At 38.4% G+C, this 25,612-nt stretch carries 24 protein-coding genes; 3 read left to right on the top strand and 21 right to left on the bottom strand.

Annotated elements, in window-relative coordinates:
- Positions 1–334 precede the first annotated feature (334 nt).
- From alaS to VEB00_07140, 5 genes are all read right to left on the bottom strand, one after another.
- Positions 335–2,974 carry an alanine--tRNA ligase gene (alaS, locus tag VEB00_07160; protein ID HYF82790.1) on the bottom strand — a complete coding sequence of 880 codons (2,640 nt, stop codon included), beginning with the start codon at positions 2,972–2,974 and terminating at the stop codon, positions 335–337.
- Positions 2,975–3,067: 93 nt separating this feature from the next.
- On the bottom strand, positions 3,068–3,214 hold the full coding sequence (locus VEB00_07155; GenBank protein ID HYF82789.1) for a hypothetical protein: 147 nt from the start codon (positions 3,212–3,214) through the stop codon (positions 3,068–3,070).
- Positions 3,215–3,307: 93 nt separating this feature from the next.
- Positions 3,308–4,360 (bottom strand): AI-2E family transporter, encoded by a 1,053-nt coding sequence (locus VEB00_07150; GenBank protein HYF82788.1) that lies wholly within the window; start codon positions 4,358–4,360, stop codon positions 3,308–3,310.
- 144 nt (positions 4,361–4,504) lie between these two features.
- Positions 4,505–4,990 (bottom strand): PRC-barrel domain-containing protein, encoded by a 486-nt coding sequence (locus VEB00_07145; protein HYF82787.1) that lies wholly within the window; start codon positions 4,988–4,990, stop codon positions 4,505–4,507.
- A 99-nt stretch (positions 4,991–5,089) separates the two neighbouring features.
- Entirely contained in the window at positions 5,090–5,314 is a 225-nt protein-coding gene (locus tag VEB00_07140; GenBank protein ID HYF82786.1) for a rubrerythrin, read from the bottom strand.
- A gap of 178 nt (positions 5,315–5,492) precedes the next feature.
- Here VEB00_07140 and VEB00_07135 point away from each other — a divergent pair, with 178 nt between their 5' ends.
- Positions 5,493–7,295: a hypothetical protein gene (locus VEB00_07135; GenBank protein ID HYF82785.1), complete on the top strand. Its 1,803-nt coding sequence runs from the start codon at positions 5,493–5,495 to the stop codon at positions 7,293–7,295.
- 43 nt (positions 7,296–7,338) lie between these two features.
- Positions 7,339–9,156, top strand: coding sequence for a hypothetical protein (locus tag VEB00_07130; protein ID HYF82784.1), 1,818 nt, complete (start codon positions 7,339–7,341; stop codon positions 9,154–9,156).
- An 85-nt stretch (positions 9,157–9,241) separates the two neighbouring features.
- On the opposite strand, the gene mnmA is transcribed toward VEB00_07130, so the two are convergent.
- From mnmA to VEB00_07060, 14 genes are all read right to left on the bottom strand, one after another.
- Positions 9,242–10,321 carry a tRNA 2-thiouridine(34) synthase MnmA gene (gene mnmA / locus VEB00_07125; protein HYF82783.1) on the bottom strand — a complete coding sequence of 360 codons (1,080 nt, stop codon included), beginning with the start codon at positions 10,319–10,321 and terminating at the stop codon, positions 9,242–9,244.
- Positions 10,322–10,347: 26 nt separating this feature from the next.
- On the bottom strand, positions 10,348–10,725 hold the full coding sequence (nifU, locus tag VEB00_07120; GenBank protein ID HYF82782.1) for a Fe-S cluster assembly scaffold protein NifU: 378 nt from the start codon (positions 10,723–10,725) through the stop codon (positions 10,348–10,350).
- Entirely contained in the window at positions 10,718–11,911 is a 1,194-nt protein-coding gene (gene nifS / locus VEB00_07115; GenBank protein ID HYF82781.1) for a cysteine desulfurase NifS, read from the bottom strand. The genes nifU and nifS overlap by 8 nt, the downstream gene beginning before the upstream one ends.
- Positions 11,901–12,353 carry an Rrf2 family transcriptional regulator gene (locus tag VEB00_07110; protein HYF82780.1) on the bottom strand — a complete coding sequence of 151 codons (453 nt, stop codon included), beginning with the start codon at positions 12,351–12,353 and terminating at the stop codon, positions 11,901–11,903. The genes nifS and VEB00_07110 overlap by 11 nt, the downstream gene beginning before the upstream one ends.
- Before the next feature lie 304 nt (positions 12,354–12,657).
- Positions 12,658–12,786 (bottom strand): hypothetical protein, encoded by a 129-nt coding sequence (locus VEB00_07105; GenBank protein ID HYF82779.1) that lies wholly within the window; start codon positions 12,784–12,786, stop codon positions 12,658–12,660.
- Positions 12,787–13,482, bottom strand: coding sequence for a UDP binding domain-containing protein (locus VEB00_07100; protein HYF82778.1), 696 nt, complete (start codon positions 13,480–13,482; stop codon positions 12,787–12,789).
- Complete coding sequence (locus tag VEB00_07095) at positions 13,461–14,309, bottom strand: hypothetical protein (protein HYF82777.1); 849 nt, start codon at positions 14,307–14,309, stop codon at positions 13,461–13,463. The genes VEB00_07100 and VEB00_07095 overlap by 22 nt, the downstream gene beginning before the upstream one ends.
- A gap of 128 nt (positions 14,310–14,437) precedes the next feature.
- On the bottom strand, positions 14,438–15,205 hold the full coding sequence (locus VEB00_07090; GenBank protein ID HYF82776.1) for a sugar phosphate nucleotidyltransferase: 768 nt from the start codon (positions 15,203–15,205) through the stop codon (positions 14,438–14,440).
- Positions 15,206–15,314: 109 nt separating this feature from the next.
- Entirely contained in the window at positions 15,315–15,719 is a 405-nt protein-coding gene (locus tag VEB00_07085; GenBank protein HYF82775.1) for a WxcM-like domain-containing protein, read from the bottom strand.
- Between the two features lie 15 nt (positions 15,720–15,734).
- On the bottom strand, positions 15,735–16,799 hold the full coding sequence (locus VEB00_07080; GenBank protein HYF82774.1) for an NAD-dependent epimerase/dehydratase family protein: 1,065 nt from the start codon (positions 16,797–16,799) through the stop codon (positions 15,735–15,737).
- Between the two features lie 3 nt (positions 16,800–16,802).
- Positions 16,803–17,771, bottom strand: coding sequence for a GDP-mannose 4,6-dehydratase (locus VEB00_07075; protein ID HYF82773.1), 969 nt, complete (start codon positions 17,769–17,771; stop codon positions 16,803–16,805).
- 22 nt (positions 17,772–17,793) lie between these two features.
- Positions 17,794–19,701, bottom strand: a complete 1,908-nt coding sequence (locus VEB00_07070) for a glycosyltransferase (GenBank protein HYF82772.1) — start codon at positions 19,699–19,701, stop codon at positions 17,794–17,796.
- Between the two features lie 59 nt (positions 19,702–19,760).
- Entirely contained in the window at positions 19,761–20,714 is a 954-nt protein-coding gene (locus tag VEB00_07065; protein ID HYF82771.1) for a hypothetical protein, read from the bottom strand.
- A gap of 325 nt (positions 20,715–21,039) precedes the next feature.
- Entirely contained in the window at positions 21,040–21,804 is a 765-nt protein-coding gene (locus VEB00_07060; protein ID HYF82770.1) for a hypothetical protein, read from the bottom strand.
- A 295-nt stretch (positions 21,805–22,099) separates the two neighbouring features.
- Between VEB00_07060 and VEB00_07055 the strand changes: the two genes are divergently transcribed.
- Positions 22,100–23,677, top strand: a complete 1,578-nt coding sequence (locus tag VEB00_07055) for a hypothetical protein (GenBank protein ID HYF82769.1) — start codon at positions 22,100–22,102, stop codon at positions 23,675–23,677.
- Here the strand turns inward: VEB00_07055 and VEB00_07050 are convergent.
- Together VEB00_07050 and VEB00_07045 are read right to left on the bottom strand one after the other, a co-directional pair.
- Positions 23,670–25,022: a replication-associated recombination protein A gene (locus VEB00_07050; protein ID HYF82768.1), complete on the bottom strand. Its 1,353-nt coding sequence runs from the start codon at positions 25,020–25,022 to the stop codon at positions 23,670–23,672. The two genes, VEB00_07055 and VEB00_07050, sit on opposite strands and share 8 nt — an antisense overlap.
- A 28-nt stretch (positions 25,023–25,050) precedes the next feature.
- Positions 25,051–25,596, bottom strand: coding sequence for a LemA family protein (locus VEB00_07045; GenBank protein HYF82767.1), 546 nt, complete (start codon positions 25,594–25,596; stop codon positions 25,051–25,053).
- Positions 25,597–25,612: the final 16 nt, after the last annotated feature.

The raw sequence follows: 25,612 nt of genomic DNA, 5'->3' as shown, positions 1-25,612 counted from the left end.
CAATGATTACTAAATCGTTACATAGAATACACCCCTAAGTAGCTACTTGCCAGAACAGCCATATCAATAGCCTAAGTATGCTTATACAGAAATTGTCAATGGCACTTAGGAGCGGAGCCTTAGAAAAATCGTATACGAGGCAGGACGCCGAGTAAGCCTTCCAGGGCCAAGGACGGCCTTTGGGAGGCGTTAGATTTTTCTTAGGTGTAGCGGATTAGTGCCATCAATTTCTGTATACTCATATGTGGCTATGATATGGTTGTTCTTATTTTGGATTAGCTATAAAACCCAATTAAAAAAGCGGGAAGCCATTGCTTCCGGCTTTTGGGGTCTGCTATTTTATCATGCTTTTCAATATCTCAGGCACTGCATCCATTGCAGTTTTTACTTTGTCCGCATCCTTTATCCCGCCCTGAGCCATATCAGGTCTTCCGCCGCCGCTTCCTCCAGCCAGCTTTGCAACTTCCTTAATGACATTTCCGGAATGAACTCCCTTTGCAATCGCATCCTTTGAAGCCATTGCCAGCAGTACAGTCTTTTCTCCGTCAAAAGAGGACAGCAGCACAAAGGAGGTTCCGAGCTTATCTCTTAGCTTATCTCCCATTTCTCTCAGGCTGTCAACATTCATATTATCAACCTTTGTTACAAGATATCTTACGCCCTTCTCCAAAACTGCAGAAGCAGCAAGTTCATCCAACATTCCTACTGCCATTTCAGACTTGAGAGTGGATATCTCCTTTTCAGCTTCTTTAAGCTGCTTCAGTACTGTATCGACTTTCTTCAAGCTCTCGCTAGGATGAGCCTTTAGTCTGTCACATAATTCATTCATCAGCCTTTCTTCTTCTTTTACATATTCATAAGCTTTTTCTCCGGTAACTGCCTCTATTCTTCTTACTCCTGCAGCTATGCCGCCCTCACTTATGATTTTAAAGAAGCCTGCCTGGCTGGTAGTCTTGAGGTGAGTGCCTCCGCAAAGCTCAACACTGTAGTCTCCCATAGTTACTACCCTTACCACATCACCATATTTCTCACCGAACAATGCCATAGCTCCTAGCTTTCTTGCTTCATCTATTGAGCTTTCCCTTATATTGATGCTCAAGCTGTCGAGAATAGCTCCATTTACTTCCTTTTCAACTAAATCCAGTTCTTCCTTGGTCATACCCTTGTAATGTGAGAAATCGAACCTTAAACGCTCAGGAGTAACAAGGGAGCCTGCCTGCTCTACATGTGTCCCAAGGTATTTTCTCAATGCTTTTTGCAGTAAATGTGTTGTTGAGTGGTTTCTTGCTATTGCCATTCTTCTCTTGACATTAATTTCTGCAATGCAAGAGTCACCTACTTTAACCTGTCCGCTAACCACCCTGCAAATATGAGCAAACCTTTCTCCTGTAACCTTCTTGCAGTCCTTTACTTCCAACTCAAAGCCTTCACCAATAATTCTGCCAGTATCAGCAGACTGACCGCCGCTTTCTGCATAAAAAGGAGTAATATCAAGTATTAAACTGATTTCATCCCCTTCCTTTGCCAAGTCAGTAAGCTCATTACCCCTTACTATGGCTTTGACTGCAGCTTTTGCAGTATTATTTTCATAGCCTACAAATTTGGTTTTTATGCTCCAGTCGATTTTTGCATATATGTCTTCCTTCCAGCTTTCTGCACTGCTGTCCGCTCTTGCAGCTCTTGCTCTTTCTCTCTGGCTTTTCATTTCCTTCTGGAAGGTCTCTTCATCAACCGTTAAACCTTGTTCCTCCAGTACATCTCTGGTCAAATCGAAGGGGAAACCATATGTGTCATAGAGTCTGAAGGCATTCTCCCCGGACAATGTATTGTTATTAGTCAGCTTCAATTCGTCGATATAGCCCTGCAGAATGAGAAGTCCCTGATCTAATGTCTCATAAAACCTGTCTTCTTCTACACTTATTATGTTCAGTATATAATCCTTCTTTTCTCTTAGCTCTGTATAAGCATCTCCGCTAACTTCTATGACCTTCAAAGCCAGGTTGCTCAGGAATGGATCGGTGAGTCCAAGGAGTCTTCCATGTCTTGCAGCTCTTCTAAGCAGTCTGCGAAGCACATATCCTCTTCCTTCATTGCTTGGAAGTATTCCGTCGGATATCATGAAGGTCACCCCTCTGATATGATCTGTGATTACTCTTATAGATACATCCCGCTTGGAATCCTTTCCATATTCTACACCGGTGAGACTGCAGATACTGTCCAATATATATTTTATAGTATCAACCTCGAATATATTGTCAACCTCCTGCAATACTGTAGCCATTCGCTCCAGCCCCATGCCTGTATCTATATTGGGCTTTGCCAGCTTATTGTAGTTGCCTTCTTCATCTCTGTCAAACTGTGTGAATACAAGATTCCAGAATTCTATATATCTATCACAGTCACAACCCAGCTTGCAGTCATCCTTACCGCAGCCTTTACCTGGTCCTCTATCAAAATATATCTCAGAACAAGGTCCACAGGGACCAAGGCCTATTTCCCAGAAGTTATCTTCCTTGCCCATTCTCACAATCCTATCCTTTGGTAATCCTATCTTTTTATGCCATATGTCAAAGGCTTCATCATCATCCAGATATACAGTCACCCAAAGTTTATCTACCGGAAGCTTGAATACCTCGGTGCATAACTCCCAGCCCCAGGCTATGGCCTCTTCCTTGAAATATTCTCCAAAGGAGAAGTTACCCAGCATTTCAAAAAAAGTTCCGTGTCTTGCGGTCTTTCCTACTCTCTCAATATCTGGGGTTCTAATGCACTTCTGACAGGTTGTAACCCTTAAGCTTGGCGGAACTGCCTGCCCTGTAAAAAACGGCTTCAACGGCGCCATTCCTGAGTTTATGATAAGTAAACTCTTATCACTTTGTGGGACAAGAGATGCGCTTTTCATCCTCAAGTGTCCTTTGCTCTCAAAAAAGCTAAGGAATCTTTCTCTGACTTCATTTAATCCAAGTTTTTCCATAATAATCCTCCTATGCGTTCAATATTGTAATTTTTGATAAAAAAATAAACTCCCCATCCCGGTTAGGGACGAAGAGATCTTCGCGGTACCACCCTAGTTGCCTAAAAAGGCCACTTTATTGGCTATTGCCATGCAGTATAACGCCTGCAGCGTCTTATAGAAGCTCAGCAGCAGCTTCAACAGCCTATCCCGGGGATTCTCACCACCCATCCCTTCTCTGCAAATGCTGCAATTTAGCACAGCATATTGGAAATCCGTCTGTTTACTCCTCTGCATCTACGCATTATGAATTTATATAAAATTATATATTAGCTTCGCAGCTTTGTCAATAATTCACATTGCTTGTCTGTCTCTCAGCACGTGCCTTAAAGTAAGCTTAATAGCTGCCACAACAGGGACAGCTAAAATAAGTCCTATTATGCCAAAAAGCTTTCCCCCTACTACAAGGGACATAATTACGTAAACCGGATGTATTCCCACACTTTTTCCTATTATTCTTGGTGTCAGAAATCCACTCTCTATCTGCTGTATGAAAATAAATGCCGCGGCTGCATATAATGCCTTACCTGTCGAATCCAGCAGCGCAAAAAGTATTGTCGGCACTATTCCTATAAAAGGCCCAAAGTATGGTATTACATTTGATATTCCTGCGAATATTCCCAATATAAAGGCATATTTAACCTTTATTAAAATGAGTGCTATTGTAGTGCATACACCTACAAAGCTGCCAACAATTATTTGTCCTCTTATATATTTACCAAAAACATTATCAATATCCCTTAGCAGTACAATAAATTTCATGCGTTTTGCCTTTGGCAGCAGAAGGATAAACTGACTCTTGAAGTATTCGCTGTCTTTCAACATGTAGAAGGCAATTACAGGTATTATTACTATATTGAAAAGCTGTGAAAAAATCTCAATAATGCCGTTGGCAATATTCTGAAGTAATGTGAGAATCATGCTCTGAAGCATGAAAATGTTTTCATCCAGCACTTCCTTAAAGCTTTCAGGAAGTCCGCTGTTCATGTACCCATCCTGGAACCTTTTTAAAAGCTGCTGCATCTGACTTGAATATTGCGGTATGTTCAAAGCGAGTATGCTGATTTCCTTTATGAGCTTTGGCACTAATACAAAAGACAGCAACAGGATTATTGCTATAAAAATCAAGTAGACAATAAGCACACCGAATATTCTTCCTATACCTTTCTTCTCAAAGATTTTCACTATAGGATTTAGCAGATAGGAAATGGCAGCCGCAATAATGAAGGGCTTTAATATGGTGCTGATAGTAATTCCATATTTCAGCACTATAAAAAGCATCACCGCCAGAATAATGATATTTATAAATTTTATATTGACCTTCTTTGAACCCCAAATATTGTTCATATAGCTCATCCCATACAAATTTTGATTACTATTTTATTAATTATGATACATATGGCTTTAAAATTCCTAAAATTTCTCGTTAAGCATATGCCCTGTGATAGAATTCGTTATCAGCAGCAGGGCACAACATCAAGGAAGTACATTTCAATCTTTGAGCACAACATTTTTGTCTGAGAGTGTGTGCCCGCATTCCAGTTCTATAATGTGCCTGCCTCTTAGAATATCATCTATGTACCCTTCTGAAAGCTCATATGCTTTTATGATTCCGCTGCTTGTATCAATAATCAGATCTCTTATTATTCCCAGAGTTTCACCTCTTGAGTTAAGTACCAGCTTTCCCAATATGTTTTTATAGCTCTGAAAACGTCTGTATTTCATACTTAAAACTCTTAGACTTATCTGATCGGTTCTGCCAGTCACTGCCACACTATTCTGCGTTATTGCCGATATATTCCTGTAGGGTATCGCTTCCAAAGACCTTCTAAAAACTCTTTCCTTGCATACAAGAGCATATACCCGGCTCTCTCTCATATCAATAATCACATCTCTAATTGTATATAGTCTTTGTGCTGACATGCTTTCAATCACTGGCAAATCAACTATGTCATTAACCCTAAAAATATTAATCACCTCACATTCTATGAAAGACTTCTATTGACTAATTTAACAACTGAGGGAATTTATACTTTTTTATCCGCTATAAAGAAAAAGACCGTAATTCGGTCTTTTTCACTTTTTCTGGTTGTCATACTGATTAAAAAGCTCTCTTAAATTATGTGCCATCATACCTTGCTCTTCAGCCATCTTCTTGAAGGTTCCCGACACTTTCCCGTCATCTATATTCTTTGAATACATTTCAAAGTCCCTGACCAGCTCCATGGTATTGTTCCAGGCTCTTTGGAGACAATCCCTGGTATTCATCATATTGTTGCTGTCCAAGCTTTCTCTATCCATTCTAACACCTCCGTAGCTTTTGTTCTGTCATTATTTTAGCTAAATCAGCCAATATTATTCACTTTACAAAATTTAATACAACAAAGCATTAAGTAATTCATGTTCCAGTGACTTCATTAGGTCTCCAAACATAATATGAAGTAGACGGTCCGAATAACCTTATGGGGGGCATTGAATAATGATGCATTATTATTACTCTGTTTACAGCAAGGAGTACATACACAAAGGCTTGGTGCTTTATAATTCTATGAAAAGACATGACAAGGATTTTACATTCTTTCTTATATGTTTAGACGAGGAAACAAAGCTATTGCTCGAAAGAATGCAACTGGACAAAATGATTTTGATAAGTGTAAAGGATATAGAAGCCTATGATTGTGAAATTATAAAGGTAAAAAGCTGGCATCAGGATAAGTCATATACATGGCTTGTCAAAGCCATTGGTGCCATGTATATTTTTGATTCATATAATGATTTGGATCACCTTTTGTGGTTAGATGGAGACACACAGTTTCTAACTGACCCTCAAGCAATATATGACGATTGGGGCAACTATTCAATCCTTCTTTCAGAAGAAAAATTCACTGACGATTATTTTATTTACAGTGAATTATATGGTTATTATAACACTGGTCTACTGGGGTTTAAAAAAGACGCCAATGCGATAGAATGTCTCAGATATTACAGAGAAAAACTTCTCGTTTGTAATTTTGACGACTACAAGGGAAGCTGGAATGACCAGCTTTATGTTACAGACTGGCCCCAAAGGTTTAATAATGTAGGTGTGGTAAGTAATATAGGTGTTAATCTGACGCCTTTCATAACTTACTACCGTAACAACATTGAAAAGGGTTGGCTTATAAGTAGAAAGGGCGATGAGTTTTTCCTTCACGATAATAAAATTGTATTATATCACTTCATGGCTCTAAAATATATTAACAGCGGTGAATATGACTTATGCAACTACGTCATGGATTTTAACGATGAGACTATAAAGCATGTTTATATGCAGTATTTGATGGAATGCAACGAGGACATAAAACAGATTAGTACTATCGACAATAGTTTTATTCAACCTGGCAGAACAACGGGCAGGTTTATAAGGAATTATTTCAATATTGCAGCCAATATAAATGAGCCGACCTTCAATATATGCACCGTTGCCAATGAAGAAAGTCTTGCAAAATCCATAGCATTGTATTCTTCTCTGTCATGCTGCTGCAAGGGTTTTCGCCTTTGGATATGCTGTACCGATGACAGATCTAATGAGATTCTTACCTTAATGAACCTTGATAGTGCTGTTATTATAGATATCAAAAATTTTGGGTATTCAAATGGCAAGACAGACATAGAATCGGAAAACCATCCCTATGTAAATAGCTTTACCCAACTAAAGCCTATGCTCGTTTATTACATTTTGAAGAATAACTACAACATAGAATGCTTGCTATATGCTGAAGCTGACTTTTTCTTCTATTCAAGCCCTGAGAATGTATTCCAAAAATATAAGAACTCTATAACAATATTTGAAGAAGCTAATAATGAAAAGAATTTAAATATTCACAGCTGGTACAACTCAAAACTGATGTTTTTCAGAAGAACAGAAAAAACTTTTAAATGGCTTTTGTACTCACTTAATGAAAGTAAGCAACCAGATAAAAAGATTAAATTTAATTGGTATGATAAACGCTTATATGAAATAAGGTCAGTTAATGGAGCTTATATTTATGATTCATTGAGCAAGCTAAAAGGCTCTAAGTTATCAATTCGGAAAAACAAGTTATATAATGGGCGCAAAAAGCTATCAATTATTAATTTTGGGGACGTTGCAGCTTCTGAAAATATATTAAGCCAGTTGGATACTAAAATTAGAAGTGATGTTAACCCCGTGATTTCCAAGCGAATTTGCGAACCCTATGCAGCAGCTGTAGCAGATGCTCTTAACAAAATAAAACTCCTGTATAGTGACATTGAATGCTAGACAGTGTTAAACTATTTATTACATTAGGGAAGGAGCTTTTCAAGTGCATAATTATTGTACTACGTGCAGTATGGAGTACTGCTATCAGAGTATGGTGCTTTATAATTCCCTCATTAGGTATGATAAGGATTTTAAGCTCTTTATAATCTGCCTGGATGATAAAATGGTGCAATTTTTGGATAATCTGCAGTATAGTAATCTGGTTTCAATAGATGTCCGTATTATTGAAGAAGCTTATAAAGAGCTTTTAGAGGTAAAGCAGGTTAGGAGTAAGCGTGAATATGCATGGACATTAAAACCATCTGTAATTTTGTATATATTTGAAAACTTCGATTATGCCGACCATGTTCTCTGGCTGGACAGCGATATGCAATTTTTGTGCAGTCCAGAACCTTTGTATGATGAGTGGAGCGGCTTATCGATCCTGCTTTCAGAGCAATACTATACAGGCGCATATGAATATTTGGTCAGTGGATATGGCAAATTTCAAGCAGGGCTCATAGGCTTTAAAAGAAACGAAAACGGATTGGAGTCTCTCCGTTGGTGGCAGGAGAGATGCATGGAATGGTGCTCTGATAAAGCTGATAATGGGAGATGGGCGGATCAGAAATACTTGGATGAATTTCCTCAAAAATTCAAAGATGTAGGCGTTGTTAATAATTCAGGCATCAATCTTACTCCCTTTACTATTTATAGGCTTAATACCGAACAGGGAAAAGTAGTAATGAAAAAACCTGATGGTCTTTATATTGATGATGTTCAAATCATACTTTATCATTACTACGGTTTCAGATTCTATGATCACAATGAGTATGACCTTTCCTGCTATTGGATGGTGTTCGATGAGGAAACAATTAAGTTGCTTTATGTGCCTTATATAATGGAATGCCAAGAGGCAATCCGTGAAATACAAGATTTTGACACCCTCCAATTTCAGCTTAAGGGTATAGGTAAAAACCAGGTAATAAATTATTATAATCTGGATAGAACTTACGAAGCGCAATATTATGATATATGTATGATAACCAGTAAGTCAGATTTGATAAAATGTATGACTCTCTATTATTCTATAACTCAAAATACTAGAAGAGTCCATATATGGATATGTTGTATTGATGACTTTTCATTCTCTACCCTGAACAATGCAGAGCTTGACAATGTAACCATTATTAATTCCAAGAGCTTTGAGACAAAAGAGCTGCTGGAGCTCAGAAAAACTTGCGATGACAAAGAATACATGTGTCTTCTAAGAGCCCATTATCTTTATTATATTCTTAAAAATAACTTCTCAGTTAATTACCTGCTGCACGTTGGTACTGATATATACTTTTACAAAAGTCCGTTATACTTGATGAAAGAATTTGAGAACGGGTCAATTTTTCTATATCGGCTTCCTAAACCTAATGAAAATAGTAAAAGCGTCTATAAAACTGATTTGATAGGGTTTAGAAGGGACAAAAATTCCCTTGAGTGCCTTATAAGCTGGAAGGATAGAAGTAGTGGATGGCACCTTGAAAGAACAAGTGGCAATGAATCCCCTGAAGAAAGTTATATCAATACCTGGCCTTCATGCATACGTGGTGTGAGGGTATTAGAAAACAAATATGTAAATACAGAGCCTCAAGCTACAATACATTATAAAATTGTCAATGATGGAGATAGGCTAAAGTACATCAACCGAATATTGATACTCTTAAATTTCTATGATTATAGATTGGATTATAATAGTGTCATAAACGATGAAAGTCTAGAGGATATATATATAAATGAACCAATTAATGCAAAGCTTAAGAAGAAGCATAAAGAGTCTGTTAATCGAGCAGTACTTACAATAAAAAGGACTTCTACTGAAGCCTTTTAAGAAACTCGAAATCTATACTTTCCTACTCGTTATAAAAAAAATCGAAGGCAGTATTGACAATCAATAATGCCTTCGAATAATTAAACTACCTTTCAATGGTTCCTCCGCCTACAAGGATGTCCTCCTTATAGAACACCACTGCCTGCCCTGGAGTTATTGCCCTTTGAGGTTCTTCAAATATAACCTTGACTCTGTCATCATCCAAAGGGATTACCTTTGCAGCAGCTTCTTTTGCACTGTATCGTATTTTTGCCTTCACATCAATAGGCTCCTCAAGCTTTTCAAATGTAATGAAATTCATCTGGGATGCTGTTAACTCCCTGCTGAATACCTCTGTCTCATCTCCAAGCACTACAAGGTTTTTCTCAGGAATTATCTCGACTACAAACATTGGCTTGCCCAGAGCTATTCCCAAACCCTTACGCTGGCCAACGGTATAATGGGCTATACCCTTATGGGTGCCAAGCTTTCTACCCTGTGCATCAACAAAATTCCCAGGCTTAATTTCGTCCCCTCTTCTTTCACTTATGAACCTGCCATAATTGTTATCTTCCACAAAGCAGATTTCCTGACTCTCTGGTTTGTTTGCCGTTCTAAGGTCCAACCCTCTTGCTATCTCCCTGACCTGATCCTTGTTGTAATCTCCAAGGGGCATAAGTATATGGCTGAGCTGATTTTGAGTCAGATTATAGAGCACATAGGTTTGATCCTTTTCTGGAGTGGCTGATTTTCTGATGATATGCCTCTTGAAGCTTTCATCATACATTATTCTTGCGTAATGCCCCGTGGCAACATATTCAGCCTCCAAAGCCATAGATCTTTCCATCAATGCATCGAATTTTATGAATTTATTACATGCAATGCATGGATTTGGAGTTCTCCCTACGAGGTATTCATCAACAAAATAGTCTATAACCATCTTTTCAAATACTTGTTTGAAGTTCATAACATAAAAAGGTATGTCAAGCTTATCACATACCCTTCTGGCATCTTCTACAGCAGATAAAGAGCAGCAGCCACCTTCCCGCTCAAAAGCTTCCTTGTCATCATTCTGCCAAACCTGCATTGTAACGCCTATTACATCATAACCTTCCTGCTTTAAAAGATAAGCAGCGACAGAGCTGTCAACTCCGCCGCTCATACCTATAACCACACGTTTCTTCATTAGCTTTCAACTCCTAAGGGTGATGCTTAAAGCTCTTTCCCCTGCTTTTTCATATAGTCCTCTATTGCAGCCTTTACAGCCTCTTCTGCAAGTACAGAGCAGTGTATCTTCGCCGGCGGAAGTCCGTCCAGAGCCTCAATAACCGCTTTGTTTGTGAGCTGAAGTGCCTCTTCTAATGTTTTGCCCTTTATCATTTCAGTGGCAATGCTGCTTGTAGCTATTGCAGCGCCACAGCCAAAAGTCTTGAATTTTACATCCTTTATGATGTTGTCTTCTATCTGAAGATATACTTTCATTATATCTCCGCACTTGGCGTTACCAACTTCACCTACACCATCCGCATTACATATCTCTCCAACATTTCTCGGATTTGAAAAATGGTCCATTACCTTTTCGCTATACATTAGTATTTCCCCCTTTAACCTTCTCATACAATGGTGACATTTGTCTCAGCCTGTCTACTATTTCAGGCAGCACTTCCATAACATAATCTATATCATCTTCAGTATTTGCATCTCCAATGGATAACCTAAGAGATCCATGAGCTATTTCATGGGGCAGACCAATTGCCAAAAGCACATGTGACGGATCAAGTGACCCCGATGTACATGCTGAGCCGCTGGAACCAGCTATCCCTTTCATATCTAGATTCAAAAGCAATGCTTCTCCTTCAATATACCTAAAACAGAAGTTGGCGTTACCCGGCAGCCTTTTCTCAGGATGTCCATTTAATCTAGTATAAGGTATTTTCTCCATAACAGCTTTAATAAGTTTATCTCTAAGTGCAGTTATTCTGGCACTGTGATCGTCAAGATTATTTGTTGCAAGCTCAATTGCCTTTGCAAGACCTATTATGCCAGGTACATTTTCTGTACCTGCTCTCCTGCCTCTTTCCTGAGCGCCGCCGTGAATAATGCTAAGAAGCTTAACTCCTTTTCTCACATAAAGAGCGCCTATGCCCTTTGGACCGTAAAATTTATGTGCTGACAATGAAAGCATATCTATGTTTTGTTCTTTGACATTTATCTTCACACTTCCTACTGCCTGCACTGCATCAGTATGAAAGTAAATTCCCTTTTCCCTTGCAAGCTTGCCGATGGAATCTATGGGTTGTATTGTGCCTATTTCATTGTTTGCATACATTATTGATATGAGTATTGTCTTATCAGTTATTGCATTCTTTACATCCTCAATGCTAACCATTCCATACTCGTCAACAGGCAGATATGTTACTTCAAAACCTTCCTTCTCCAAGTATTCACAGGTGTGTAATAGCGCATGATGCTCAATTCTGCTGGTTATAATATGATTTCCCTTATTTCTGTTAGCATAAGCTACGCCTTTTACAGCCCAGTTGTCCGCTTCAGAACCTCCGGCCGTAAAGTAAATCTCCTCTGGAAGTGCTCCGATAGCTTTTGCAATCTTTTCCCTGGCAATATCAACATGCTTTCGTACATCTCTTCCAAACTTATGTATACTGGAAGGATTGCCGAAATGCTCAGTAAAGAATGGAAGCATTTCCTCCAACACTTCTTTTTTTGTATAGGTTGTAGCTGCATGATCTAAGTAAATAGCCTTGTTACTGTTCATTTTTCTTTTCTCCTTCTTTCTTTTGCTGAAGCTTATAATAGTCATTTACCATATCATTTAATGTAATAGAATCAATCACGTTATTTATACTATCCATTATTTTTTCCCAAATTAGTCTTGTTACACAAAAGTCAGCCTTTGAGCATTCAGGTTCGTCATCAATTACACATTCCGACGGAGCCAGGGGACCTTCGAGAACTCTGATTATCTCCCCTACCGTGATTTCTTCGGGTTTTCTTATTAGCTCATATCCGCCTTGAGCACCCCTTACGCTGGTCACAAGACCTGCCTTTTTAAGATGGGCTATAAGCTGCTCCAAATAGGTTTCAGAAAGCTGCTGCTTCTGAGCCACCTCTTTTAACGACATCGGCCCTGTGCCGTAGTTCAAGGCGAACTCATACATCATTTTAAGTCCATATCTTCCTTTAGTTGATAGTATCATTTTATCAGCTCCTTATTAATTCCTACCTATTAACTCGGATTTCATTTTTAGATTACCATAGCATAAAAATATTGTCAATATTAAATTCTACTTTTTTAGTCGGAATTAATTATATTATTATTCATGTTCGTAATTATATGCACAAATTCAAAAGGTGCGGACCAAGCCGCACCTTTTTATATAAATTGCCCCTCAATATATCACTATATTGAAAAGCAACAATTATTCTTAATAAATCCCTTTTATAATCGTAACCATAATATATACTATGCAAAGTTATCTAAAATGTTAATACTGTCATTTTTTAAGATAAGCCAATGCCTATATATTTTATGCCTGCCTCAAGAATTTTATTCTTGTTAAGAGCCCTGCAGCCATCAAACAATATAGCTGTCCTCAAGGGCTTATATAAGTTTTCACTCAGCAGCTCCAATTACTCCTGCCATGGTGTCATAAGCACCACCGCGTCACAGTTTGAAGCTTCATTCTTATAATCTTCCGAGTAACTCAAGCCTTCTTTTTCTCCAAGTACTTTTCTTGCATTTCCCATTGCCATAGGATCTGTGACACTGACATTCGCTTTTCTTTCAATAAGAAGCTTCACAAGTCCTATAGACGGAGACTCTCTTATATCATCACTGTTCTGCTTGAAGGCAAGCCCAAGCACCAATATTCTTCTGCCTTCGATTTTCCCCAGCTCACTTTCAATCCTATCCACGATTTTAACAACCTGTTTTTCATTAATCTCTGTTACTATCCTTAACAATTCAGGTATATATCCCTTCTGTCTTGAAAAAGCTATCAGCGCTTTGACATCCTTTGGAAAACAACTTCCACCATAACCGCGCCCCGCCTTTAGGTATTTCAGTATATCCGGACTGACGAGCTTCCCATCTATTTTCGGACTAAGCCTTTTATCCAGAGATACTCCATAAAGCACCTCTTCCACATCCAAATCCCCTACCACTTCTGATATTGCTGCAATTTCATTGGAATACGAAATCAGCATAGCCAAAAGCGAATTTGAAGCATATTTGATTAGCTCAGCAGTCCTTAAGCTTACTCTTATTATTGGTGCTTCAAAATAATTCTCATCTTTATTTCTCCTTATAGCCCCAAGTAAAAACATTCTGCGATTTCCCTATCAACCTCTTCAATTTCGAATATCGCAGCTCTTAGTGCCTTAATGTAGATTCCACATACCAGACAAGGAGCTTCAGCACCGTATAATGCAGTTGAGCCGGATATTTTCTTTAGCCTTAAACCACTGAAATGGTAAAAAACCAACCTTTTCTTGCCTACATATATATTTCCGTCCCTCAGTACAAGGTCGGAATTGAAGTAATTCCATGTAGCCACATTTGCTCCTGGCAAATCAAGGTATGTGACTCCTTTGAATCTTGCTCTCATAAAATCCAAATAGCCCTGATCCGCAAACCTCCCGTTATCGTTTCTGTAATAGCACCACTCCAGACACCCTTCCTTCCACCATTTCAATGCTTTATAGGCGTGCCTGCCTCTCATGAACGCTACAAAACCTCCATTAGCCTTCCTATTAACCTTATGAGTAGTAAATAGTACAGACCAATTCTTACTTCCTTTAAAAAGCCTCATTGGACTATCAAAGAAAAAGAGATCTGAATCAAGATAGGCAAATATCTTAATGTCCTTGTAGCTTTCATATAGATTAAGCAGCAGTACAGGCTTCAATGTCCAGCAATATTCACTTGCATTCCTTTGTCTCTTTAGTTCTTTTAACTCAGCATCCTCCAGTTCTTCAGCAGAAATAACAGTTACCCCGGGCAGCTTCAATGCATCAAATACCTTCTTGCATTCCTCGTCAACCGCAAGAACAACCAAAGCTGCTTCAGCCATGAAGTGCTTCAAGGAATGATACAAAGCGACACATTGGTGCAGCCTGTATTTTGATGCTATTGTGCAAAATAATACTTCCATTGCATATTCACCAACTATACGTTTCGCGAAAAACATTCTATCTATTATTCAGATTTCGCGCAAACGTCTCCTTATTTTTATTGAGTTCGCCTTTGCTCTATAGGAATCCTTAAATGCGTTCAATATCCTTATGATATCCCTAAGATACTTTCGATGGTTCCCCAGTTCGTGTCCATATCCTGCAAATCTTTACTGGTATCCACTGCCTGCCAGAAGCCTTTGTGCTCATATACCGCAAGCTGACCTTCAGAGGCAAGCTTGGCAAGCGGCTCCCTTTCAAGAACACACTTATCCCCGCTAAGATAATCAAAGACTGCTTTATTAAATACAAAGAATCCGCCATTTATCTGTCCTTCTATTTCCGACTTTTCTCCGAAGGATGTTGCAAGGCCGTCTTTGATCTTTAATATTCCATACTGGCTTTTCTTTTGTATTCCTGTCAAAGTAGCTATTACCCCCATATTCTGATGATACTTGAGGAGTTCTCCAATATTGACATCACAAAGACCATCCCCATAGGTCAAAAGGAAGGTGTCATCACCTATAAAAGGCTGAATCCTTTTTATTCGCCCCCCTGTCATTGTATCAACTCCGGTATCTACAAAGGTTATTCTCCATTTTTCCGGTTTTTTCATCAGGAATATTTTATTCTCATTGCCATTGAAATCAAGAATAAAATCATTCTGCATCCAGTCATAATTCATAAAGTATTCCTTTATTTTATCTCCCCTGTAGCCCAATGGTAATATGAAATCATCAAAACCATACTTGCTGTATAATTTCATTATCTGCAACAGTATAGGTCTGCCTCCCACTACTGCAAGTGGCTTGGGTATTTGTTCCGTTACCTCCCTCATCCTCATTCCGTATCCTCCGCATAGTATAACTACCTTCAATATATATCACCCCTACAATCCAACAATTTGTCCTAATCCAATTTATGCATTTGATTCATTCCTTGTTACTTCTAAAGTCCAAATAATACCTGTTAAACAGGTTATATTGTTATAGCAGCTGGAAAGTATAGGTATCAGTATCCTCTGGGTCATATAGCTTGGACGCGGCAGCAAGTATCACAAGGTCTTCATCCTCGTCATTTCTAAATCCATGTGCAACATTCTCCGGCACTTTGATTACAATATCATCACCTGCTGAAACTTTAAGTATCTCAGCTTCTCCCTCCTCGATATCCTTAAGTGCTATTATTGCAGTCCCTTTTATTACGGTAAAAAACTCTACATTCTGCCTGTGGTAGTGATTACCCCTTACAGAGCCTTTTTTAGTATGCAGCACATATATTTCTTCAATTGACTTTTCAGTACTTAGCATCGATTTTACAAAAACCTTCTTAAGCTCGCCCCTTATATCTTTGTAGGGATTTATTTTAATGATTTCATGTATGTTTGTCATATAAACCTTCCTATACTATAAATTATTAGTCTGCATGTACCATCGAAAAATCCTCTTAAGGCCTGTTTTGAGATCCACCTTCGGATAATAGTTCAAGAAAGTCTTTGCCTTGGTCAAATCAGGACACCTTCTTTTCGGATTATCAGTCAGGTACTCCTTATCATCACTTTTCTTAAGCTTAACTTCAACATTCCCGACAATCTCTGCAATTAATTCCGCTATTTCCCTCATACTAATCTCCGTTTGGTCATCTCCTATATTAAACGCTTCTCCATTGAACTCTGATAGCAATGCAAGCATAAAGCCTTTTATTGCGTCGCTTACATAGCAAAAACTTCTAGTGGGAGAACCGTCGCTTAATATTTCTATCTTATGCCTATTAATGGCGTCGTTAAAAAAATCAGGTATCACTCTGCGGTCATCCAGTTTCAACCCAGGACCATAAACATTGAAGGGTCTTGCTATTTTTATGGGCACCCCGCATTCTTTATAGTAGTTGGCACACATAGTTTCGCCCATTCTCTTTGATTCATCATAGCATGCCCTTGGCCCTGTACAGGATACATTCCCGTTATAGTCCTCTCTTGTAGGTATATGAGCTGCATCAGGATCCCCATATATTTCACTGCTGGACAAGTTTAGAAAGCTCTTTATGTTCTTTTTCATGCCCAACTCAACGAGATTTTTAAGCCCAAGCACGTTGGTCTCCAAGGTCTTAATTGGATACTTCCTGTAAAAAGTAGGGGAAGCTATGCTCGCTGCATGTATGATGTAATCCACATCATTATTGAGTTCCAGAGGTTTCGAAATGTCTGAGTCTACTATTTTAAAATTATCATTATCTAAAAGGTGCTTTACCCTTTCTGGCACACCTGTAATAAAGTTATCAATACATATGACATTAGCAGGTTCTGAGAAAATGTTGTCATTGCAATATTTCAGCAAATCCATGAAATATGAGCCAAGAAACCCACCTCCGCCGCTAATTAGAAAGTTGCTGCCTTCCAAGGTTTTTAACTTTCCACCTATTTCAAGGAAAATATCCCTTACATCCTCCTGGATTATATTATTGAGACTCACCTTTTATCTCCCCTTTACGTTGTACTTGTCGTAATTTGCTCTAAACCACTCAATGGTTCTGTCTATACCTTCAGAAAGACTTACCTTTGGACTCCACCCCAACACATCAGTTATTTTGCTTATATCCGGCTGAGGGCTCCACAAATCGTTTTTCCTGTACTCTACTGAGCCATATTTGATATCACTTTTACATCCCGCTCTTTCCACTATCAATTTCACAAAATGCTTAAGCTGATATACATCTCCGCTTCCTATATTGAATATTTCATTTTTTGCCTTTTCATTTGCTACAGCCATTAGAAACCCATCAATAATATTCTCTATATAGCAGTAATCTCTGTATTGTTCACAAGGTGACAATTCGATGCTCTTCCCCCCCAGAACCGATAAAATAACATGGGGAAAGAATTTATGACTTCCCTCGTTTTCTCCAAAAACACCGAAGGGTATTATAGTAGATATATTAATATCATTTTCAGTCGCAATCTGATGTGCAATTATTGTTGCTGACCCCTTGGTGCTTCCATATATGTTTGAAGGGGAATAGTACTCTGTTTCCCGTATAGGCATTAACTTATTGCCATATTGCATGCTGGTGCCTGTATTGATGAATTTCTCACAGCCAACAGCAATAGCTGCGTTAAGCATATTTATTGTTCCAATAATATTTGTATCTGCTGCAATAACATAATCCTTCTGTCTTGAGTCAACTCCATAAGCCGCCATATGAAATATATAATCAGGCTTTATTTTTCTCATGTATTTCTCTACTTCCCCACCGTTTCTTAAATCCAGCTTGCATATTTCAATATCCTTGCTCACTTTATCCAACCTCCATAGGTCTGATGCTTCCCGGACCATGATGTGGACATGTGCCTTCTCCTCAAGCATTCTCATAGTCATATGTGATCCAATAAAACCGTTTGCTCCTGTAACAACAACTTTCTTTTTACCAAAAGACAATCTTTCCATATCTGCCTCCGAAAATGATATTTTAGTCAATAAAGTCTTTCACGTTTATCAAATTTGTAGGGTTTTCCACAGCCGATATATCATAGAATAGGGTGTAAACATCCTCAAATACGTGTTTTATCATCTGTATAGCATTGTATAAATCTGTGGCATAGGGAAGGTAAATAAGCCTTTTAGCCTTTTCATCCACCTCCGGATAATACCACCTCCACATGCCATATTCCCACTCATTGCAAATAATCAAGGCGCTGAAATGGTAGAATATAATATCCTTTTCATTAATCTGTGCCTTTCCTTCATGTTCCTTTATGTTGTGCTCAGTTATATTCCACATTGCAGCATTAGCTCCTGCCATCCTCTCACGATATACTCCATCAAACCTTTTTCGAAATTCCATCAAATATTTCTGATCACCAAATTTACCGTTTTCAATTTTGTCATAGCACCAGTCTATGCATTTATCACGCCACCAGCTAAGGCACTTTATTGCATTTGAATCTCTCCGGAACCCAATTATTCCCCCATTATAACAACCCTTCTTGGAATACAGGCATTTAAAATCGTTGTTAAAATTATGCATTGTCAGCAAAACCGAGTAGCTTTTCAGCCGGGCAAATAGTTTCTCAGGACTGGAAAATAGGTAAGCATCCGCATCAATATAAAATATTGAATCAATATCTTTATAGTATTTGAATATGTGCAAAATTAAAGGTGCTTTAAGAGTCCAGCAATATTCATGAGTGTACCTATAGTTTTTGACCGAAAGCAGCTTGTTGTCCTCGATGCTTTCAAGTGTTATTAATGTAACATTGGAAAGATTGAGTTTATTCAAGATATCGTATACAAGGTCATCCATGCAGCAAATCCACAAATGGAAGCTTTTTGCATTTCTCTTTAAAGAAAAGTAAAGTGCCAAAGCTTTGGGCAAATATTCTCTGGTAACAATAGTGCAGAAATTATAAGAATTGTTATTCTTAATACCATCTATTGAGTAGTAATATGCTGTATAATTAAAATCAGGTTTTTCCGGATAATAAAAGTTGTCATTATGTTCCCCAATAAGGGAAATTGCTTCACTGCACAACTCTATATAGGGCATATAAATGGTTTTGATAACTTTCTCGGGAAATCTCCAATTCTTATAAAAACACAGGTCAAATTCCGATTTATTAAAGAATTTGAACCCATAATAGTGAAAAAACACAACTTTAGATGCATTAACAAATATACCGCCAGAGCTTTTTTTGATGTCACCTCCCTCTTCATCCAACAATCTATTGAGTATAAATGGTGTCATATTTATGCCTACATTTCTAACTACACCGACATTACTGAATAAGCTCGGAAGATTGTTGAAATGCATTTGGTCACTCCACAAGCCTTCCTCGTGCCTGTCATAACACCATTCAATAACCTTTCCCCTCAGCCAATTCAGACATTTAATGGCGTTATCATCCCTCTTAAAACCCAAAAATCCTGTATTATACACTCCAAAATGCCAGCTCATGTAGTCATATTTACCGGAGTACTTCTCTTCAGTCAGTAATATGGAATAATCTCCCCATTCATCATATATTGGCTGAGGATTTGACAAAAAGGCTGTGTCCCCATCCAGCCACACAATATGCTCCAATTCCGGATAGCTTTCAAGCAGATATAGCATTACAGACGGTTTTACTGTCCAGGCATACTCTTTCTCATTTCTCCCGCTTTTCACTTCAAGGAGCTCCCAGTCTTTAGCTTCAATGCTATCTATGCCTATAATACTTGCTTTATCTAAATTCATCCCGCTGAAGAGCTCCTTAGCTTCCTCATTTAAGCAAATAAGAAAAAAGTGAAAATCTTCATCATATTTTTGTATTGATCTGTATAGTGCTAATACCTTATAGGTATAATCCCTGCTAGCTAGTGAACAGTAATTATGGCTCAATTTACTTGCCCCCTTCAGTGTGCATTTTTATGGACATTTTCTGTTGATACTTTGAAAGCCTAATCCGGAAGCCGGTAGTAATTCTTTATATAGTTGCCCTCAGTTGGCTGCGTGCAGCAGAAGCTCTTATCTATTGCACTTAGTTTCCCATTTATATAAACCGCCTCTTTTATATATGGAAGGTAAATATACTGTATCTGCGGTTTGTAGTATATATTTGTATAACCACACAAATCAAATTCTTTCTCATTAAAGTATTTAAAACCATAGAAATGGAAAAGCACTATTCTGTTTTCACCGATGTAAAGCTGTCCCTCTTCTCCAGTAAGCACACAGTTCCATTCCTCTATCAGCCTGTTAAAAATAAAAGGGGTAAGGTTAATGCCTGGACTTTTTACTATTCCAGTATTAGTAAATCTACTGTCCCAATCACTCACATAAAGCTGGTCGTTCCATCTGTACTGCTCCTTTTCTTCATAATTCCATTCATAAAGCAGCTTGTTTCTGAAGTATTTCAAGCATTCAATTGAATTTTCATCTTTTCTGAAACCCATAAACCCAGTATTGAAGTAACCATATATGCTGCTTATATAATCATATTTACCGGTAAATTTCTCTTCAGTAAGCAGTACTGAGTAGTTCGCCCACTCCTCGTAAATGGATTCAGGACTTGAAAGAAATGCCATATCTCCGTCAAGCCAGATTATTTGGTCCACCTCGTTGTGATGCTCCAGTATATATAAGGCAGCTATAGGCTTTGCAGCCCATGCATACTGCTTAATGCTCCTTTTATACTTTACTGCAGCAAGCTCCCCATCATAAGCCTCCAAAGCCTCAATATCTATCAGCACTGCATTTTGAAGTCCAAGACTTTCAAACATTTTAATGCTGTCACTTTGCAAGCAGACTATAAAAAACTTGAAATCCTTATCATGCCTCATCATTGAATTATATAAGAGCAATATTTTGTACGTATATTCCTTACTTGCAACTGTATAGTAATAGTGTGTCATCCGAGATACGTCCTCCTTTTTTAAGCGGTTAAATGTATTCTTAATTTCAGAATATGCTTTTCTGCTGTGACAAGTTACTTCAAAAAAACAAAAAAAAGATTAGAGCTAGTAAACACTAGCCCTTTATCTTGTTATTTATTATATTTATGATCTTGTTCAATTCTATTCCTCTCGATTCGGCAGCCTGCCGAAGGGTCCTACACTGACCTCCCCCTCAGCCACAGCCTGATGAAAGCAAGTCATATTGTTTTAAGACTATTTTTGTATGTGGATATTTCTTGATTATTTCCTTTATTGTCATGTCCTCTGTTATCATAATCAATTCCTAGCCAGTTGTGTATGGAGGAGTCGGAACACCGAGCTGTGGAGGATTGAACGAAGGAATATCCTCAAATTCGAATTCTTCGCAGAAGTTAATGTCTATAGGTGCTACATCTTCCTCTATTGCGCAGTATCCCAATACAGGAACACAAAGCTGAACTTCAGCGTCAAACTTTATTGCAATAAATGCACCAAGGTTGGTAATGAGTATTTCGCCAGTTGTTGTATTGTTTTCCTCATCTATTACTGCTTCTCCAAAACACTGCAGCTCAAATCTCCCTTGATCAAGGAAGTGCAGCAGTCTTTCAAAGTTTTCTTCTGTCACATTGGGATATGTTCTTCTAACGCTAAATGTAAAGCAAAGTTCTCCACTGGGTCCCTCTGATAGATTAGTTCCCTCAGGAACATCGATTACTTCGAGTCTAATAATTTTCCCTCTGCTATCCTTTCCAAATACGTCACAGCAGCATCTTGCCGAGAATTTAAGTCTTTTATCTGCATTAGTGGATACATCCTTAATTTCAACATTACTAAGCTTACAATTTCTCAGTATCAAGGTCGGTTCTATAGTTCCTCCATGAGGCTCCCCACATACTTTGAACTTTATGCCTTCCACGCAATCCCTCAGAACAAATTCGTCAAATACTTTCTTAACCTTAATACATTCAAATACCAAATCTTTGCTTTCAGTTCTTCCACCTACGGATATTTCTACCTTAGTAGTTCCAGTACATAATACCGTTGGTAATGAAACATTTGGGACTGTCATTATCTCACCTTCCTAATATATTAATTTCTTTGCTGTCTAGTTTATAATATGGAATTACCATTATTTTTGTGACCAAGTTAACACAAATATTTTTTATAACGAATAGGAAAGTATAAATTTCCTTAGTGTGCCACTTTCCGTAAATGAGTTTCATAAAAGGCTTCCTTGTTTTTTAAAATTTTTCAATAAAAGCCTTTTTTATTTCGTATGGCAATAACATATAAACTTGAACAAACCCATATAAATTTATAGAAGTGTATATAAATAAAATGTGAAATTCCGAGGTGGTGATTGCATGGTAGATATAAAGCCATCAATAGTACTGGAAGATTCTAAAGGCAACAGATATTTCTTTTATTACAAGGACTCCTCTATATACTACAGGGAGGTCTCTGACATCGGAGATACAAAGGATACTATACTCATCAGTCAAGCGAATAATGATTATACCGCCGCAATAGATGCAGATGACACTATATACCTTACCTGCAATAGCAGGTACAAAGGGGTTCTACTTTTCATATATGCCAACAATGGGTGGAAGTTCGAACCGGTAGTGACTCTCCATAACAGCTCCAACATATATATTATGGATATGCTGGTACTGAATGGTTCCATTCATATATTTTTTTCAAAGAAGCTGCCTGTTGCCAACATGTACAACGTGTATCACATTCACAAAACCATCAATGAGCAGACTCCTTTTATAGAGTACGCCTGGAGGAAAAACAGCCTTTCCGAAATATACTCGCAAAATATAGAGAGCTCCTATTCCTTACTTCCATCAAAGGGGGGCATAATACATTATGCCAGTGTTTGGTACGATGGAACTCACTATTATATAAACTACTACTGCTATGACGATTCCACAAAATCCTGGCTTCAGAAAAGCCTTAATATCTCATACAAAAACCAGGTATTCATAAAGCTGATACATCATAATAAAAAAATCAACCTGCTCTGTTTTTCTATTGAACAGGAAGCAAGCAACATATATCATTTCTTGAGCAAATCCGGAAGTGCAGGTGAAACAGATTTTAAGGAACTAAATAATTGTCGTGTCGATACCAACGGAATAATCCCTCTGTTTTACTCTGATGATAAAGCTCTGCAGCTTGCGTGGGTAAAGGATAATGTATTTCATCAATATACTTTTGATGACTCTTCCGGTAAATGGAGAAAAGCTATAGATTTGCCTGCAACCGCAGAGACAAATATGCAAATAATCAAAATCATAAGGAGTTCAAGCTCCATCTCTATTACTAATGGTTACTTCATACTCGATAAAAACTTAAATATCTCCAGGCCCATTGAGCACACCTCCAAGAGTATAACAGAGGATAAGCCCAAGGAAAAGCTTCAGACAGCAGCCACCAATGAAACGAGCGACTATCTTAAGCAAATACTAGGCGAAATTAAGGATCTTAGTGAGAATGTAAAATGTCTTAATAGCAGGATAGACAGCATGGAAAGCAAGACCTTTGTGCAGAATACAGCAGAGGAGCAGCAAATAGACCTGATTCCTGCAAAATCAAAGACTGCAGTAAATGGTGACTCCGAAGGCTCAAGGCTCAAGAAAAGCAACTTCAAGGAAAAGTTCCTGAAAAGTGGGAAGACTCCAAATTATGACAGTCTGCTTATGAAGCAGGAAAGCATAACTACTTTTGTTGGCAAGCCGGGAGCTAATAATGAGTCAGGCGATATTCTCCAAGAAAACAAAACCATTGGTGTCACCATAGGCAATGAAAAGCAAGCATATGTTCATCCAGGTATAGCGCCAAGGAAAGCATCTGTGAGAAATGGCACTCTTGGCGCCGAAACCACTGAAAAGAATAATAGCCTTATAAAAAAAATAGGAGAATTCTTCAAATAGAATTCTCCTTTTCTTTTCTCTTTTTTATCTTTGGCAGCTCTCCAGCTTTCTTTTCATATCCATTGTTTGATGGGAAATAGTACTGGGCATCTTTGATTTCATCGGGCAGGTACTGTTGTTCCACATAATTGCCCTCAAAGTTATGAGGATACTTGTACCCGATTCCGTAGCCCCACTCCTTTGCGCCCTTGAAAGCATCATTTCTTAGATGCAGCGGCACTGCTCCAGTCCTTTTGCCCTCTATATCCTTTAAAGCCTTATCAATTCCAACCACTGCTGAATTGCTCTTCGGCGCACATGCTACATATAAGGCAGCTTGTGAAAGAATAATCTTTGCTTCAGGCATACCTATCATCTGAACAGCATTAGCTGCTGCCGTAGCTACTGACAATGCATTTGGGTCTGCATTCCCGACATCTTCAGATGAGCATATTATTATTCTTCTTGCAATGAACTTGGGATCTTCACCTGCATAAATCATCTTGGCGAGGTAATGCAGCACTGCATCAGGATCGGAACCTCTCATGCTCTTTATGAAGGCTGATATGGTGTCATAGTGGTTCTCACCCTTCTTTTCATAGTTCACAGCCCTCTGCTGTATACATTCCTCAGCAGCTTTCAAGTCAATATGTATCTTGCCGTCACTGCTTCTTTCTGTTGTGAGCGCTGCAAGCTCGACAGCATTAAGTGCAGCCCTTGCATCTCCATTCGCAATATTGGCAATGTGTGTCATGGCTTCGTCGGTAATGACAATATTGTATGATCCAAGTCCCTTCTTCTCATCAGCCACACATTTTTTCACTAAATTCTTTATATTTTCTTCTGTAAGTGAATTGAGCCTGAAAATAGTAGACCGTGATATAAGGGCGTCGTTCACCTCATAGTATGGATTTTCCGTAGTAGCTCCTATCAATATGACTGTACCATCCTCGACATATGGCAGCATTGCATCCTGTTGAGACTTATTAAAACGGTGTATCTCATCTATAAAGAGTATGGTTCTCTGACTGTACATACCCTTGCGATTCTTTGCTTCCTCCACCACTCTGCGAATATCCGCTACTCCCGAAGTCACAGCATTAAGCTGTTCAAAATATGATTTGGTGGTATTTGCTATTATTTTCGCCAAAGTTGTCTTTCCAGTACCAGGAGGTCCGAAAAAAATTAGTGATGTCAGCTTATCTGCTTTAATAGCGCGATAAAGCAGCTTTCCCGGAGCCACAATGTCTTCCTGTCCAAAAAAATCCTCAAGAGTCTCCGGCCTCATCCTCATGGCCAGAGGACTCTCCTTCTTCATTTCCTGTTCTCTATTCATATCAAAAAGACTGAACATATCATTCTTCATTGGTATTTACCTGCCTAAAATTTATGGATTAGAATTGCACCTTTACATTCTGCCTTTCTGTTTCTTCAGCCTTGAAGTAAGGCTCTTCTCTGAACCCAAACAGTCCGGCTATTATATTTGAAGGTACCATCTGTATTGCATTGTTGAATATCATTACAGTATCGTTGTAGAACTGCCTTGCATAAGCTATCTTCTCTTCCAATTGCGACAGCTCTCCTTGAAGCTCTATGAAATTTGTGTTAGCCTTCAAATCCGGATAGCTTTCAGCAAGTGCAAACAAGCGGCTAAGTGCCCCAGTCATTTCTGTGTTTGCTTTCATCATTTCTTCCGGGGTTCCTGCACTTATGTACTGGTTCCTCGCTTTTACAACTGCCTCCAGGGTTCCTGCTTCATGCTTGGCATAGCCCTTTACAGTTTCTACAAGGTTCGGTACAAGATCAAATCTTTTCTTCAGCTGCACATCTATTTGCGCCCATGAATTTCTTACTCTATTTCTTTTTACTACCAGGCTATTGTAAGTACTTATTATTATTAGTGTAAGCAGTAACAGCACAGCAAAAATTATTATTCCCATTAATTTATTACCTCCT

The sequence above is a fragment of the Clostridia bacterium genome, assembly GCA_035628995.1.
Taxonomy (GTDB): domain Bacteria; phylum Bacillota; class Clostridia; order Lutisporales; family Lutisporaceae; genus BRH-c25.
This window is presented reverse-complemented; position numbering and strand designations above follow the sequence as displayed.

Coding starts and splice junctions, on each gene's coding strand:
- alaS (HYF82790.1), bottom strand. CDS start 2,974: ATGGAAAAACTTGGATTAAATGAAGTCAGAGAAAGATTCCTTAGCTTT.
- VEB00_07150 (HYF82788.1), bottom strand. CDS start 4,360: ATGAACAATATTTGGGGTTCAAAGAAGGTCAATATAAAATTTATAAAT.
- VEB00_07140 (HYF82786.1), bottom strand. CDS start 5,314: ATGGATAGAGAAAGCTTGGACAGCAACAATATGATGAATACCAGGGAT.
- VEB00_07135 (HYF82785.1), top strand. CDS start 5,493: ATGATGCATTATTATTACTCTGTTTACAGCAAGGAGTACATACACAAA.
- mnmA (HYF82783.1), bottom strand. CDS start 10,321: ATGAAGAAACGTGTGGTTATAGGTATGAGCGGCGGAGTTGACAGCTCT.
- nifU (HYF82782.1), bottom strand. CDS start 10,725: ATGTATAGCGAAAAGGTAATGGACCATTTTTCAAATCCGAGAAATGTT.
- nifS (HYF82781.1), bottom strand. CDS start 11,911: ATGAACAGTAACAAGGCTATTTACTTAGATCATGCAGCTACAACCTAT.
- VEB00_07110 (HYF82780.1), bottom strand. CDS start 12,353: ATGATACTATCAACTAAAGGAAGATATGGACTTAAAATGATGTATGAG.
- VEB00_07100 (HYF82778.1), bottom strand. CDS start 13,482: ATGTTTTTACTTGGGGCTATAAGGAGAAATAAAGATGAGAATTATTTT.
- VEB00_07095 (HYF82777.1), bottom strand. CDS start 14,309: ATGGAAGTATTATTTTGCACAATAGCATCAAAATACAGGCTGCACCAA.
- VEB00_07085 (HYF82775.1), bottom strand. CDS start 15,719: ATGACAAACATACATGAAATCATTAAAATAAATCCCTACAAAGATATA.
- VEB00_07075 (HYF82773.1), bottom strand. CDS start 17,771: ATGGAAAGATTGTCTTTTGGTAAAAAGAAAGTTGTTGTTACAGGAGCA.
- VEB00_07065 (HYF82771.1), bottom strand. CDS start 20,714: ATGACACACTATTACTATACAGTTGCAAGTAAGGAATATACGTACAAA.
- VEB00_07060 (HYF82770.1), bottom strand. CDS start 21,804: ATGACAGTCCCAAATGTTTCATTACCAACGGTATTATGTACTGGAACT.
- VEB00_07055 (HYF82769.1), top strand. CDS start 22,100: ATGGTAGATATAAAGCCATCAATAGTACTGGAAGATTCTAAAGGCAAC.
- VEB00_07050 (HYF82768.1), bottom strand. CDS start 25,022: ATGAAGAATGATATGTTCAGTCTTTTTGATATGAATAGAGAACAGGAA.
- VEB00_07045 (HYF82767.1), bottom strand. CDS start 25,596: ATGGGAATAATAATTTTTGCTGTGCTGTTACTGCTTACACTAATAATA.